The 15,337-nt window shown below is 37.5% G+C and carries 13 protein-coding genes; 8 read left to right on the top strand and 5 right to left on the bottom strand.

Translation table 11 applies throughout. The annotated features are described in order from the left end of the window. Positions 1-93 precede the first annotated feature (93 nt). Positions 94-864 (bottom strand): DUF4097 family beta strand repeat-containing protein, encoded by a 771-nt coding sequence (locus H4J57_RS17990; RefSeq protein WP_182243805.1) that lies wholly within the window; start codon positions 862-864, stop codon positions 94-96. Between the two features lie 182 nt (positions 865-1,046). Here H4J57_RS17990 and H4J57_RS17985 point away from each other — a divergent pair, with 182 nt between their 5' ends. The 4 genes from H4J57_RS17985 (at position 1,047) to H4J57_RS17970 (ending at position 5,400) form a co-directional block, all read left to right on the top strand. Then, positions 1,047-2,321: a CinA family nicotinamide mononucleotide deamidase-related protein gene (locus H4J57_RS17985; RefSeq protein ID WP_182243804.1), complete on the top strand. Its 1,275-nt coding sequence runs from the start codon at positions 1,047-1,049 to the stop codon at positions 2,319-2,321. 203 nt (positions 2,322-2,524) lie between these two features. Further along, a complete protein-coding gene (locus H4J57_RS17980) occupies positions 2,525-2,851 on the top strand; it encodes a hypothetical protein (protein WP_146800730.1) in 327 nt (108 codons plus the stop codon). Between the two features lie 37 nt (positions 2,852-2,888). Then, positions 2,889-4,574 (top strand): DUF342 domain-containing protein, encoded by a 1,686-nt coding sequence (locus tag H4J57_RS17975; RefSeq protein ID WP_182222817.1) that lies wholly within the window; start codon positions 2,889-2,891, stop codon positions 4,572-4,574. 52 nt (positions 4,575-4,626) lie between these two features. Next, positions 4,627-5,400: a DUF2884 family protein gene (locus H4J57_RS17970; RefSeq protein WP_182222816.1), complete on the top strand. Its 774-nt coding sequence runs from the start codon at positions 4,627-4,629 to the stop codon at positions 5,398-5,400. Between the two features lie 704 nt (positions 5,401-6,104). Here the strand turns inward: H4J57_RS17970 and H4J57_RS17965 are convergent. Beyond that, complete coding sequence (locus H4J57_RS17965) at positions 6,105-7,754, bottom strand: electron transfer flavoprotein-ubiquinone oxidoreductase (RefSeq protein ID WP_070374460.1); 1,650 nt, start codon at positions 7,752-7,754, stop codon at positions 6,105-6,107. 306 nt (positions 7,755-8,060) lie between these two features. Between H4J57_RS17965 and H4J57_RS17960 the strand changes: the two genes are divergently transcribed. From H4J57_RS17960 to H4J57_RS17950, 3 genes are all read left to right on the top strand, one after another. Further along, the gene (locus tag H4J57_RS17960; RefSeq protein WP_070374461.1) at positions 8,061-8,813 is read left to right on the top strand and encodes an electron transfer flavoprotein subunit beta/FixA family protein; all 753 of its coding nucleotides are present in this window, start codon (positions 8,061-8,063) and stop codon (positions 8,811-8,813) included. Next, complete coding sequence (locus H4J57_RS17955) at positions 8,810-9,736, top strand: electron transfer flavoprotein subunit alpha/FixB family protein (protein WP_182218571.1); 927 nt, start codon at positions 8,810-8,812, stop codon at positions 9,734-9,736. Before H4J57_RS17960 ends, H4J57_RS17955 begins: the two co-directional genes overlap by 4 nt. 111 nt (positions 9,737-9,847) lie before the next feature. Next, positions 9,848-10,255 carry a translation initiation factor gene (locus H4J57_RS17950; RefSeq protein WP_182243803.1) on the top strand — a complete coding sequence of 136 codons (408 nt, stop codon included), beginning with the start codon at positions 9,848-9,850 and terminating at the stop codon, positions 10,253-10,255. 19 nt (positions 10,256-10,274) lie between these two features. Here H4J57_RS17950 and H4J57_RS17945 read toward each other — a convergent pair whose 3' ends face one another. Next, positions 10,275-11,837, bottom strand: a complete 1,563-nt coding sequence (locus H4J57_RS17945; protein WP_182243802.1) for a sigma 54-interacting transcriptional regulator — start codon at positions 11,835-11,837, stop codon at positions 10,275-10,277. A 296-nt stretch (positions 11,838-12,133) separates the two neighbouring features. On the opposite strand from H4J57_RS17945, the gene megL reads away from it, so the two are divergent. Beyond that, positions 12,134-13,339, top strand: a complete 1,206-nt coding sequence (gene megL / locus H4J57_RS17940) for a methionine gamma-lyase (protein ID WP_070374463.1) — start codon at positions 12,134-12,136, stop codon at positions 13,337-13,339. A 42-nt stretch (positions 13,340-13,381) separates the two neighbouring features. Here the strand turns inward: megL and H4J57_RS17935 are convergent, their stop codons facing one another. Together H4J57_RS17935 and ylqF are read right to left on the bottom strand one after the other, a co-directional pair. Then, positions 13,382-13,810: an HIT domain-containing protein gene (locus tag H4J57_RS17935; protein WP_182222813.1), complete on the bottom strand. Its 429-nt coding sequence runs from the start codon at positions 13,808-13,810 to the stop codon at positions 13,382-13,384. A 10-nt stretch (positions 13,811-13,820) separates the two neighbouring features. Continuing rightward, the gene (ylqF, locus tag H4J57_RS17930) at positions 13,821-14,753 is read right to left on the bottom strand and encodes a ribosome biogenesis GTPase YlqF (RefSeq protein ID WP_070374465.1); all 933 of its coding nucleotides are present in this window, start codon (positions 14,751-14,753) and stop codon (positions 13,821-13,823) included. Positions 14,754-15,337: the final 584 nt, after the last annotated feature.

Genomic DNA, 15,337 nt, shown 5'->3' with positions numbered 1-15,337 from the left:
ACTATTGTGCATTATTTTCACCGACAACCAAATAAAAAAGACCACAACATTGATTGTTGTGGTTAAATAAAGCGCTTGACGTTTTATTAAAAATTAGTTTTTTAAGACCTTAATGCTGCCATTGACACTTTCTAAATTAATCGTAATATCGCCGCTGCCGACTGTCCCAGATAAGTGACGACCACTAAACATTTTTTTCTCACTTGAAAGCCCAAATGCCGTGTCGATACTACCGTGCATGGTTTCGGCATTAATCGTGGCATTGAGCTCACCAGGCATATAAAGTTTAATACTGCCGTTGACCGTTGTTAGCTCCACGCTGTCGATGTTGTTACCAACTTGCTGGTAGGTCGCATTAATACTGCCATTAACTGAATTTAATTCAAGGTTTGCAGCTAAGCCTTGCACACTAATAGTACCATTGACTGTATTCGCTTTTATGTCACCTTGTACTTTATCAATCACCAATGAACCGTTTACTAATTCAATATCGGTTAATGCCGCGCCAAACGGAACCATAACAATATAATCAACTTTCCCAGAGCTATTATTATGCCCCCAAGATGATTGTTTTTGGTATATAGTTTCAACACTAACGCCCCTAGAACTTTCAGAAAACTCAAGGTTTATACGGTCTCTATCAGTTTGATTTTCCGCGGTCACTGTTGCTGTTATTCTAATTTCATCGTTACTCCAACCTTGAATATCAACACCACCATTTATATTAGCTAAACGTAAACTTGTTTGTTCATTAACAACAAATGATTTTTCAATGGTATCTTTAACATCTGCATATACGGTGCTAATACTAGCAAGTGATAAAATTGTGGCTAAAGTAAGTTGTTTCTTAAATGACTGTTTCATGAAATTTCCTTGAGTTTTATAAACTATTTTAATGACTATAATGGTTAAGTACACAATGGCATTGAAAAGGTTTAAATTTTATTTTACTTTTTTAAATGACCTTTCCTGCTCTTAATAACTAACAACAATTCAACTTTTACAGTAACCTAACGGTAATTTTTACCTATTAACAGGATTTATAAATGACCATCGCTAACGTGCACTTACTTCTTACTGGCAATGAATTGATGACGGGAGATATTGTCGACAGTAATTCAGCAATGATCGCTCAACAATGTAAAGCCATTGGCATAAAAATTAGTCGAAAAGTGACCTTAGCTGACGATCTTGATTTACTTGCAAAGGAAATAGAACACTTAACAAAAGATGCCGATGTATTAATTATTAATGGCGGGCTTGGTCCAACAACAGATGATTTAACCGCGCAAGCATTGGCGATGGCGTCACAACGCTCTTTAAAGCAACATCCTATGGCATTGGCCCACCTAAAAACCTGGTGTGAACAACGTAATGCTCATTTAGGTAAGGCTAATTTAAAGCAAGCCCTGCTGCCAGAAAATTGTAATATTATTGCCAACCGAATAGGCAGCGCAGTTGGTTTTTCCTTAACACTGAATGATTGCCAAATTTTTTGTACGCCGGGGGTCCCTAGTGAACTTAACATAATGCTTGATGAAGTAATCATTCCTGAATTGGCCTCACAATCTAACTTCACTGCGGAAATGGATATTACACGCTTACAATTATTTGGTATTGGCGAGTCAACCCTTCAGTCAATGTTGGTAAAAAATTTTCCCAATTGGCCTAAAGAAGTTGAAGTCGGTTTTCGCGCATCTTCGCCATTAATAGAATTAAAGTTAACTGTTGAAAAAAATGAGCATTTATCAATAAAAATCGATCTTATTCAAAAAATCAAAACCTTATTAAATGATCACATCATTGAAGAGATTAAAGATAAACCTTATTCTTTAGCCGAACTAGTATTGCAATTATGCCAACAAAAAAATCTTAAAATAACGACAGCAGAGTCTTGTACCGGCGGTTTAATCGCCAGCGAAATAACCAAAATTTCAGGGTCATCATCTTCGTTTGAGGCTGGCTTTGTAACTTACTCAAATAATATGAAAAGCAAACTATTGCATGTTGATGAAAATATACTTGAACAACATGGCGCGGTTAGTGAACAGACAGTAATAGCGATGGCAGAAGGTGCATTAGCCATAGCAGGAGCTGACTTAGTTATTGCCGTTTCAGGTATAGCTGGTCCAACGGGTGGCAGTAAAGAAAAACCCGTTGGCTCAGTTTGGATAGCTTGGGGTAATAAAGATAAAATACACACCAAATATTTTTGTATAAAGGCAAATAGGGAAAACTTTCAACGTACGGTAGCAGCAAGATCTCTTGATTTAATAAGACGGTTATTAATTGAGAGTAGTCAAACACCACTTTATTTTTAATATATAGCCTTAATATGTTGTATGCATGTTAACGTTAGGTGTTAACTATAATAATATTGAAAGAAATGTCATTTTTATTGCGCCATAAATCAAATCTTTATATATTTATAGGCAGAATAAACTAGAATAGAATTATAAAGCTGCATATTCGTTATTTGGGTAACTAATATTGCTAGACGTTTGAGTAGAAATAGGAGCATATTTTGATAGAAAAAAACTTCATCACGAGTGGTCGTAATACCATTATCCATAAGATGAGAAAATTTGATTTATTGATTATAAATGGCGGTCACCCTGTAGTGATTGTAAGTAACCGTGGTATAGGTATTTACAAAGGTGAAGTTCCAAATAAGAAAGCTGACGCTAAGAAAGCCTATCAAGATGTTGTTGATGTTAGTGCAACAGACGTTTTTGGAGAGAATAAAACATTAATTTTTATACAAGCATTAGATAACAAAGAATATAAAATTGATTATTCAAAAGTAAATACTGGCTCTTTCATTAAAATTCACCAGGAAAACTACATTTAATCGATATTTTAAGTGGTAATATTGGAGTAAATCTAGCGTGACTCAAGCAAGCTTAGTAACAAATAAAAAAAATAATATTGACCTTGTTTTGCAACCGGTTAAAGATGATACACAGGTAACAGAAGCCAGCGTCCATGAACTAATAGAAAATTCTGAATTTAAAGATTTATATGTTGATAATGGTAATATAAAAAATGCCATCGCCGAACTTAATAGTGTCCTAAAACCCCTTCAAACGAATAAATCTGGCCGAGAAATTAGTTATCAAGTGCTTGAGCGCAGAGACGCGACTATTTCAATTACCATTGATAAAGATGAAATGTCTGCAACAGCTGAGATTTCAACAGCGCTTGGTGGTAAACATTTAACCGCTAAGGCCATTCTCAACTCTGCTCAAGAAGCTGGTGTTAGCAAAGGTTTTACCAAAGAGCAATTATTAAAACTTGCTCATCAAGCCGCGAAAGAACCTGCTGGCTCTATAATCACCGGCGAAATAGCCCACGGTAAAATTGCCATTAATGGTAAAAATTCAAAAATAAAATGGTTAGTGCAAAGCGCCCAAGATAGAATTTTACGTCCTAAAGATCGCGAAGATGGAAGTGTCGATATGCGTGATTTAGGTGACATAATTTGTGTGAAAGTTGGCGATCCGCTCGCGAAAAAAATTATGCTTACCGAAGGTGTTAAAGGTTTTACTGTGACTGGCTCTGCCCTAGATCCTTTACCAGGAGATGACATCACGCTAACCGCTGGCGAAGGTACAACAATAAGCCCTAAGAATGATAAAGTCTTAATCTCGACACTGGTCGGCTTACCAAGAATTATTGATAACGGCATGGAAGTTGATCCGGTTTATCGCATAAAAAATGTTGATATCAGTACTGGGCATATCAAATTTGAAGGCAGTGTTATTATTGATGGTGATATTTGTGAGGGTATGAAAGTAACGGCAACCGGCGATATCACTATTGGTGGTTTTGTTGAGTCAGCAACCTTAGAAGCTGGTGGTGACATTACTATTGGTAGTGGCATTATTGGTAAAAAACAAGACGTTGAAGGTCAATCTCTCGATAATATTAAAATGAGTGCTTATATATCTGCTAAAGGTGATATTTTCGCAAAATATGCTCAATATGCTGAAATATCTTGTCACTCCTTACGTATTGAAAACCAAATGATGCACAGCATTATTGATGTTGAAGAGACACTTTGGTTAGGCACTGAAGAAAAAGCTAATGGTAAGCTTATCGCTGGTTACATAAAAGCGGGAAAATCTGTTCATGCCGGTATTGTAGGCGCAACAGCAGGAAGCAGCACCATTATAAGCTTTTCCAAAAAAGTGGATCTAATGAAAGAACAGTTAGAAGACATTGAATTTAAATTAAAAGTTGATTCTGATAAATCAACAGAATTACAATTAGCCGTTAATAAACTCAAAAAGTTGCCTACCGATAAAGTAAACCCTGAGATGCTCAGTAAACTGGTTTCTACTTATAAGTTTCATGCTCATCGCGTAGGTGAGATCCTTAACGAAAAAGAAGCTTTTGAAGAGCAAATACAAACCTATATGGCAAGTGTCTATATAGAAGCAACAGAGAAACTTTATCACGGTGTACAAATGATTGTTGGCGACTTCCAAGATAGATCTCGCCGTGAATATGGACCAACTAAAGTGAATTATAAAGAAAGAAAAATTCATTTTAATCCTATCGTTAATACATAGAATATTACTGAACATTTTCCATCAATATCATTTTAGTTACATTAGGAAAACGATGAAAATTAATACTCTTGCTTTAATTGCAACGAGCTTAATTGCTGTTACAGCTTCAGCACAGCAATGCGATATAAACTTTAATCATGGTGTGGTAATCAACCCTTCTCATGTACGTATTTTGAAAGAAAGCCAAACCTACGTTCAGATTAATAATGATCAACAATTATTTATTCGTGGGCGTGAGATAGCCCTCAATGAAGAACAAAGACAATTACTCACGCAATACAGCCAAGGCATTCGTAAACAAATCCCTGAAATAGTGGCGATAGCGATTGAAGGTGTTGATATTGATTTAAAAGCAGTAAACAAAGTTATTGCGGGTTTAACGGGTGAAAATAGCGCCTCACATCAAAAAATTCAAGAGCGCTTCGATGAGATGCAATACCGTTTAAGAGAACGTTTTAACCATAGCGATACTAATTATTATATTGCTTCGCAAGATTTTGCTGATTTTGATGAAATTTTTGCTGGCGCCTTTGAACAAGAAATTGAAAGTATCGTAACCGAATCAATTGGCACTATTTTAATGGCCGTTGGTGAAGCAATGACCACCAACGAAGCAAGCAGTAGTGAACAGCGCGTAGAAACCTTTGACCAACGTATCAAAGGTATGGAAAAGGATTTGCAGCTTGACATTGAACCCCGCGCACAAGAAGTTAAATTAAAAGCGGCGCAGTTTTGTAAAAGCTTAAAGAAGTTAGATCAACTAGAGTCGAAGTTACAGCAAAGTATCACTGCACTGAGTGAATTTGATTTGATACAGACAAAGTAATTCCGTTGCTCCCAAAGAGCAACGTCATAGTGAACAAAGTGCCAACCTGAACACAACACCGTCATCTTGAACACAACACCGTCATCCTTAGACAGGCACCGTCATCCTGAACATAACGCCGTCATCCTGAACTTGTTTCAGGATCTGTACTTGTAACAACAAAGACCAGATACTGAAATGAATTCAGCATGACGATAAAAGGACTAAACGATCACCGACTCCTTAATACCATGACTATCATCATCAAAATAAGCCGTCATCCCAAAACAAGCACAATCACCTGAACACAAGCACCGTCACCTGAACACAAGCACCGTCACCTGAACGCAACACCGTCATCCTGAACTTGTTTCAGGATCTGTACTTGCAACAACAAAGACCAGATACTGAAATAAATTCAGCATGACGACGAAAGAACTAAATGATCACGACTCTCTGATAACATCACTATCATCAACACAACGCCATCGTCCTAAAACAAGCACAATCACCTGAACACAACACCGTCATCCTGAACTTGTTTCAGGATCTGTACTTACAACCACAAAAACCAGATACTGAAATGAATTCAGCATGACGACTAAAGGACTTAACGCTCACCGACTCTCTGAAACCATCACTATCATCAACACAACGACTTAATCCTAAACATATAAAAACCTGCATCAGCAGGTTTTTATAATTAAAATCGCACAAATGGTAACTTACATATTTGGATAATTCGGACCACCGGTGCCTTCTGGTGTTACCCAAGTTATATTTTGGCTTGGGTCTTTAATATCACAGGTTTTACAGTGAATACAGTTTTGTGCATTGATCACTAATTTATCACCCTGCTCTGTCGATTCAATTTCGTATACGCCAGCCGGACAATAACGCTGAGCAGGCTCTGCATACTTAGCTAAATTAACCGTAATTGGAACATCAACGTCAGTCAGTCTTAAGTGACAAGGTTGTTCTTCTTCATGGTTAGTATTTGACAAAAACACTGAGGTTAATTTATCAAAACTTAGTTTATTATCTGGTTTTGGATAATTGATAACCGCCGACTCCGAGGCTAATTTAAGCTGGTCATGGTCAAGCGTGTCGTCCTTAAGGTTAAACGGTAATTTACCATTAAATAGGTTTTGATCTATGGTGTTGTAAGCACCACCCAAGGTCATACCAAACTTATGCATAGCCGGGCCAAAATTGCGAGAGCTATAAAGTTCGTCATATAACCAAGAGTCTTTAAACCTTTCAGTATAATCAGCAAGGTCTTTACCGCCTTCATCACCGGAAACAATCACTTGAAAAATACTTTCAGCGGCTAACATACCCGATTTCATTGCGGTGTGATTACCTTTGATTTTAGCAAAATTTATCGTTCCAGCATCACAGCCGACTATAATACCACCAGGCATTGTCATTTTAGGTAGTGAGTTAAAACCACCCTTTGCCATCGCTCGTGCTCCATAAGAAACACGTTTACCGCCTTCAAGGTACTGACTAATTTTTGGATGATGTTTATAACGTTGAAATTCATCAAATGGACTTAAATGCGGGTTGCTATAATTTAAATCTACAATAAGACCTACAAATACTTGATTATTTTCTGCATGGTATAAATAGCCACCACCTGTTGCGCCTTGATCTAATGGCCAACCAGCCGTATGTACTACGAGACCTTCTTGGTGCTTAGCGGGATCAATGTCCCAAATCTCTTTAAAACCTAAACCGTAATGCTGTGGAGAGACACCTTCATCTAAATTAAATTTACTGATCAGCTCTTTACCTAAGTGACCACGGCAACCTTCAGCAAAAACAGTATACTTAGCGCGAAGTTCCATTCCAGGAACAAATGAATCTTTTTCTTTACCATTAACATCTAGACCCATGTCACCGGTAATAATACCCGCAACACTACCATCATCGTTATAGAGTACTTCATGTGCTGGGAAACCAGGAAAAATTTCAACCCCTAATTCTTCCGCTTGCTCTGCTAACCAACGACATACGTTGCCCATGCTAACAATATAGTTTCCATCGTTATGCATAGTTTTTGGTACAGAGATGTTAGGTAATTTTATCGCGTTGCTTTCGCTATTAAGTAAATAAAGATCATCGCCGGTAACTTTTGTATTCAGTGGCGCGCCTTTTTCTTGCCAATCTGGGAATAATTCATTTAGCGCTCTTGGCTCAAAAACAGCCCCCGATAAAATATGTGCTCCAACTTCTGAGCCTTTTTCAACAACGCAGACTAAGAGTTCTTGATCTTTTTCTTTTGCTAACTGCATCAAACGACAAGCTGTTGCTAAGCCAGACGGACCAGCACCAACAATAACAACGTCAAAATCCATCGATTCGCGTTCCATAAATTTCCCCAAAAAATATTCATTTAAATAAAATCAAACACTCGTTTGATTTTCAAACACCTGTTTGATAATATCACTCATTATAGATATTTTGTTGATAAATACTATCTTCTATTGAAAGATATTGCGACAAAAGCTATTTAAGCTCAATTTATCGAGACAAGCACCGTATTACGTTGACGTTCACGTAGTCTAGTATTAGTCTGTCGAGCAATAATGAGAAATACTTGCTAATGTTAGTTTAATTAATCAAACCTTAGCTTTACACTATAAATACAAACACAACAAACGCAATCAGAGGCTACGATGAAAGTATTAGTACCTATTAAACGTGTAATTGACTATAACGTCAAAGTTCGCGTAAAAGCAGACAATTCAAATGTTGATCTTGCTAATGTAAAAATGGCAATTAACCCTTTTTGTGAAATCGCTGTAGAAGAAGCGGTTCGTTTAAAAGAAGCTGGCGTTGCCACTGAAGTTATTGTGGTATCCGTTGGTGACAAATCTTGCCAAGAACAATTAAGAACGGCTTTAGCATTAGGCGCAGACCGCGCTATTCAAATCGAAACTGATGAGAAGTTAGACGCTCTTAATATCGCCAAACTTTTACAAAAGATTGTTGAAGAAGAACAGCCACAATTGGTTATTCTAGGTAAGCAATCTATCGACAGTGATAATAATCAAACAGGTCAAATGCTCGCTGCCTTAACAGGTATGCCGCAAGGTACTTTCGCATCAGTGGTAAAAGTTGAAGGCGATAAAGTTAATGTAACACGTGAAGTTGATAGCGGCTTACAAACTGTATCACTTAACCTACCTGCAATTGTTACTACCGATCTGCGTTTAAATGAACCTCGTTATGCTTCATTACCTAATATCATGAAAGCAAAGCGTAAACCATTAGTGGTTAAACCCGCTGCAGATTTTGGCATTGATTTAAGCCCACGTTCAAAATTAATAAAAGTTGTACCACCTGCAACACGTAAAGCCGGTATTATTGTTGATGGTGTAGATACATTAATTGAAAAACTGAAAAATGAAGCGAAGGTGATTTCATGAGTATTTTAGTATTTGCTGAACATGATAACAGCACATTAAAAGCTGACACGCTTAAAACAGTTGCTGCAGCTCAAGCAATTGGTGGTGATATTCATATATTAGTTGCTGGTAGTAATTGTCAGAGTGTTGCACAAGAAGCCGCTAAAGTTAACGGTGTAAGTAAAGTGCTTGTTGCTGATAATCCAGCTTATGAACATCAGTTAGCTGAAAACATTAGCTTATTGGTAACAGAACTTGCTGCTGATTACGAACACGTCTTAGCAACAGCTTTAACAACAGGTAAGAACTTTATGCCTCGCGTTGCCGCTTTATTAGATGTTGCACAAATATCAGATATTATTGCTGTAGAAAGTAGTGATACTTTTGTTCGTCCTATTTATGCAGGTAATGCTATTGCCACAGTGCAAAGCTTAGACAGTAAAAAAATAATTACGGTTCGTCCTACGGGTTTTGACCCAGTTGCCACTGATGGTAGTGCTGAGATTGTAACAGTAGACTCAGTAACAGACGCTGGAATTTCAACGCATGTAAATGATGAACTTTCTGTATCAGAACGTCCTGACTTAGGCGCAGCAAGTATCGTTATTTCAGGTGGTCGTGGCATGCAAAACGGCGATAACTTCAAGTTACTTGAAGGTATTGCAGATAAGCTTGGCGCTGCTATTGGTGCTTCACGTGCCGCTGTAGATGCTGGCTTTGTACCTAATGACATGCAAGTCGGTCAAACAGGTAAAATTGTAGCTCCTGACCTATACATAGCTGTAGGTATAAGTGGTGCAATACAGCATTTAGCTGGTATGAAAGATTCTAAAATCATTGTTGCGATCAACAAGGATGCCGAAGCGCCTATTTTCCAAGTAGCTGATTACGGTATTGTTGGTGATTTATTTGAAGTATTACCAGAGCTTGAGGGTAAACTGTAAACTATAACGTTTTCAGACTTATTTTCTAGGTATAATAAAGCCACTTTAATAGTGGCTTTATTTTTATCTTTTATTTAACCACTCAGTCAATTAACACTCGGGTACCACATCATGAAAAATAAACTTTCTAGTCTTAGCGATCTTGCTGGTGCATTTGGTAGAGAGAGTGCTACAGCTGAGCATTCGGCCAAACAGCAACCAGCCGATAGTTCATTAGTATATTCAACAGATAGTGGCCGTATCAAACAAGACAATAACGCCCAAACAATAACAGCCAGTGATGGCTTTGCTAAAGTTAGGCGTGAAACTAAAGGCAGAAAAGGTAAAGGTGTCATCACCATTAGCGGATTAGGCTTAGATGCAAAAGCGCTAAAAGAGCTTGCTACAAAATTAAAGAAAACCTGTGGCACCGGTGGCAGTGTTGTCGGTGAAGTCATCGAAGTGCAAGGCGATAAAAGAGAGCAAATAAAACAGGTCCTTGAGAGCAATGGCTTTAAGGTAAAGTTTGTTGGCGGCTAGTCAGCAAACATCTAACAGGCTAACTTATATCGTACTTTCGTAATTTCATTGCTATTTTATTGTGTGAAACCTTTAACCGCTCTGCTAGTTTTCTCGTTGTTGGGTAAAGCGGATACAAGGTTTTAAGCAAATCGCCTTCAAATTTTTCTTGAGCACTATTCCAGTCAGACCATTGAGGCTGCTCAGCAAAATTTTCACCATCGCTAGCAGAACCAGCAATATTATGACTTATCGGTAAATCGACTGCTGAAAATTGTGATAACGCACCATCGATATCAGACTTTTCAATAACACCGCTATCATTAAGGGCTACCGCTCTAAATAAAATATTTTGTAACTGGCGAATATTACCTGGCCATTGGCATATCTTAAGGGCAGCAAGTGCTTGCTCTGTTAAAGTAGGTACTTTTCGTGCAACTTGAAGCGCCGCCATTTTAATAAAGTGTGCCGCTAATAAAATAATATCATCGGGTCGTTCACGCAGTGGAGGTATCGACAAATTCAATACATTTAGGCGATAGAATAGGTCTTCTCTAAATAATTGTCGTTCAATCTGTTGCGGTAAGTGTTGGTGACTGGCACTGATTATACGCACATTCGCCGTTAACTCTTTTGTACCACCTAGACGACGATATTTATAATCCTGTAAGAATCGTAATAACTTAGCTTGTAAATATACTGACATTTCTGCAATTTCATCTAAAAAGATAGTCCCTGTTTCTGCCAGTTCAAATAGCCCAGGTTTCCCCCCTTTTTGAGCCCCGGTAAAAGCACCTGGCGCATAGCCAAACAGTTCACTTTCCAATAAGTTTTCGGGTAATGCTGCACAATTCAGCGCTAAAAAAGGCGCGTCGGCACGTCGACTGGCATTATGCAAAGCACGAGCTAATAACTCTTTACCTGTACCTGTTTCACCACTGATAAGTACCGGTAATTCTAATTCTGAAAACCTGAGTGTTTGAGACTTTAAGAGTCGAATAGCTGAGTTCTCACCAATAATATTATCAAATTCAGCTTGCTCTCGACTCTGTATTAATGCGATATGCTGACCAACACGGTTCATTGAACGTAAGGTGAGAATAACGCCTGATGAACTATGTTCTGAAAATATTGGCGTGATATCAGCTAAATAAGATTGTTCGAGGAATGAGAGTGAAAAATTACTCAGTGAAGAATTAAGCATGTATTGAAATGACTGATCTATATATTGATCGATATGCTGTCCCTCAATTTTTATAACTAGATCTTTTAATAACGACTGAGCGGCCGTATTAATAATAACAATAATACCATTTTGGTCGATATCAAGTATAGGGTCTGGAATAGTGTCTAATAAGGTTTTTAAATGAGCCTCACGTCTTTGTGTCGGTAATAAGTCGACAGATAAACAATGAACTATGTCATCGCGGTGCGACAGAGAATTTTGCACGTCAGACAATGCTAATTCATTGGACATAAAGTGGACATAAATAAAGTGACTAACCACTTCAAGTGAACGTATATTCCAACGATTATCAGCAAAAATAGCCAAGATTTCTTGGCTTATACCAATACGATCTTTTACTTTAATTTCAATTCTCATCAGTTTATCTCAATGTTTCAAAGTCATATTGTAATAAATTAATTACGATGTATTAATTATATTACAGAATAACTGATAAGCGAACGAATTGTAATAAATTAATTACAAACCAATCAACCCTTACACCAATAAAATTATAACCTATTGTTATTATTGATTTATATTTTGCTGGCTCTATTTTTGCTAATATGAAGACAAACGGATCAATATAAAAGAAATTAGCGGCGCAACCTATAAACAATAACAAAGTGCGCCGCTAATTTTCTTCATCGAAATGCATATTAAAGAGAGAATTTATGAAAAATAGTAAATATGTTGAAACACAAGCAATCCATTCAGGACGTATTAACGATGAGCAATTTGGCTCTTTAGCAACACCACTTTACCAAACGTCTACTTTCATTTTTGAAAACGCTAAACAAGGCGCCGACCGTTTTGCGGGTGAAGCTGAAGGATATATCTATGGGCGATTAGGTAACCCTACAGTAAGACAATTAGAAATGCGTGTTGCTGCCATGGAAGAAATGGAAGATGCCGCTGCCACAGCAACAGGCATGGCAGCTGTTTCTGGCGCCTTATTAGCTAATTTGCAATGTGGTGATCATATTATTTCATCTAGTGCCTTGTATGGCTGTTCATATGCATTGATCAGTCATATGCTAACCAAATTCGGCATTGAAGTTTCATTTGTTGATATGAAAGTGCCTGAAAATATTGAAAAAGCGATAAAACCAAATACTAAAGTTATATTCCTAGAAACACCAATAAACCCAAATTTAGTAGTTTTAGATTTAGCACGTATTTTAGCGATATCAAAAAAACACAGTATTCTATCAATCGTTGACAATACTTTCTTAACCCCTGTTTTACAGCAACCTGGAAAATTTGGTGCGGATATCGTTGTTCACAGTGCAACTAAGTATCTAAATGGTCATGGTGATGTGGTAGCGGGTATTATCTGCAGTAATGCTGAAATGATAGAACACATCAAATTAACAGCACTTAAAGATATTGGCGCAACAATGAGCCCTCATGATGCATGGTTAATTATGAGAGGATTAAAAACCTTACCATTGCGTATGGAACGCCACTGTTCAAATGCACAAACAATCGCTGAGTTTTTAGAAAGTCACCCAATGATAGCTAAAGTTTATTACCCTGGCCTTAAATCGCATGACGGTTACAAATTTATTGGTACGCAAATGAAAGCGGCTGGTGGAGTTATCGCTTTTGAATTAAATGCAGACTTAAAAGGTGGCGAAGAGTTTATAAATCGGATGAGTTTATTTTCAATCGCAGTAAGCCTAGGAGATGCAGAGTCTCTTATTCAGCACCCTGCTTCGATGACTCATTCGCCTTATACACCAGAAGAGAGAGTAGCAGCAGGTATCAGTGATAGTTTAATTCGAATATCTGTTGGTTTAGAACATGTAAATGATTTACTTGACGATCTAAAGCAATCGTTAGATCAAATAGAAAACCGCCAAGAGCAAGTTGCCTAACTTAGCGGTTTATAACGAGTAAGTATAATTACCCGTAAAGTATTAATCCTGCGTTATAATTTTAGTTAGCGCAGGAAGTACTTTTTCTTTTAACAAGGTTAATTCACTGTCTGTATAAGCCTTCATTGCAAACTCACCCCAAACAGGCTTCGGCCAAGCAATATCATCCGCAAAGCGAACAATGTGATGGACATGAAGTTGTGGACAAATATTACCTAATGCCGCTACATTCATTTTTGTGCCATTAAATAACTGCATTAAGATTTCACTTAACAAACTTGATTCATTTAGAAACTGCTGTTGTTGCTGCCAATCAAGTTGATAAATATCTTGAATATCATCGACCCTAGGTACTAAAACAAACCACGGATAATTACTATCATTCATTAGTAATAGTGTTGACAGTGGTAACTCAAGTAACTCAATGGTGTCACGTTGTAATAGCGCATGAAGTTGAAATGTATTAGACATATAGACTCTCTTAACGTTTATTTTTACGACCGCGACCGCGGGCAGTTTTCTTAGCTTCTCTAGCCGCTACTTTTTTAGCCTCAAGTTCGATAAAATGTAGTGTTTCAATTTCTATCATATCGGGTGTTTCAAAAGTAATGCCGCCCAGGGTATTATCACGTATCTCATTGATTAATATTGCTGCGGCTTTATGATAATCAATACGACCACCTGATTTAACACAGCCGCGTCTACGACCTATTTCTTCAAGTAACTCTACTTCGGTTTGTGGCGTATCGTCAAATTGATAACGTTCTTTTAATCGTTGCGGGTAATGCGCTAATAAATATTCACCGGCAAACGAAGCAATATCTTCATGGTCAAAGGCGGTATCTTTAACTGCGCTGGTAATCGCTAATCGATAACCACTGTTTTCATTAACAATTTTTGGCCACAACATACCTGGGGTATCATATAAGTAAAGACCTTCGTCTAAACGAATTCGCTGCTGACCTTTAGTCACAGCAGGCTCATTACCCACTTTAGCTTTTGCTTTTCCAACAAGAGTATTTAATAAGGTAGATTTACCTACGTTAGGGATACCCATGATAACAACGTTAATCTGTTTACCCGTTTCATTTTTACTCGGTACTAATTTACGAATAAGACTAGGGAGTGTCTTCGCTACAGAAGGGTTATCTGTGGTTAGAGCAATTGCTTTGACATTTTTTTGAGACTCTAAATATTCTAGCCAAATTTTTGTTTTAGCAGGATCGGCAAGATCAGACTTATTGAGAATTTTAATAAGGGGGATATCACCTCTGATCTCAGTGATCATCGGATTTTCACTGCTAAATGGCAATCTAGCGTCACACACTTCTATGACCACATCTATTTGTGGAAGAATTTCTTTTATTTCTTTTTGGGCTTTATGCATATGCCCAGGGAACCAATTAATAGCCATAACAACACTAAGTAATTTACTAATGTGTAGATTTTAGCAAGTTACGCATTGATACACACGTTACATTGAAAATAAATATGATATTACAAGCATCGCCAGTTATAAGATAAGCTTTTTAGCTGAAAGATATGAAATTTAACATGCGTTAGTAGGAAGTTTACAAAAACTTAAATACAAATAAACGTTACGTTAATAACAGGCATGCTTATTAAAAGCCAGACTACCTTGTTATCAGTGCATGCTAGTTAGCGAATTTTGTCTTTTTTGAACGTCAGAAAGCAAGAAACCCGTAGCATCAGCTACGGGTTTCTCTTAATTAGAATCGGAGAATGTCCTACTCTCACATGGGCATGTCGGACATAAGTCACACTACCGTTGGCACGACTACTCAATTAGTTATAAATGGTGTATTTTCAAACGTCAGAAAGCAAAAAACCCGTTACGTTAGTAACGGGTTTTTGACGTGTAGGGATATACTAATGTCGCGTTGCCAAGGATGGCAAAGAGCGACCTAAATAGGAGCTTAGCAATGTCCTATTCTCACATGGGCATGTCGAAACATAAGTCACACTACTTTTGTTATT

This window comes from Colwellia sp. BRX8-7 (assembly GCF_014077275.1).
GTDB lineage: Bacteria > Pseudomonadota > Gammaproteobacteria > Enterobacterales > Alteromonadaceae > Colwellia_A.
This window is presented reverse-complemented; position numbering and strand designations above follow the sequence as displayed.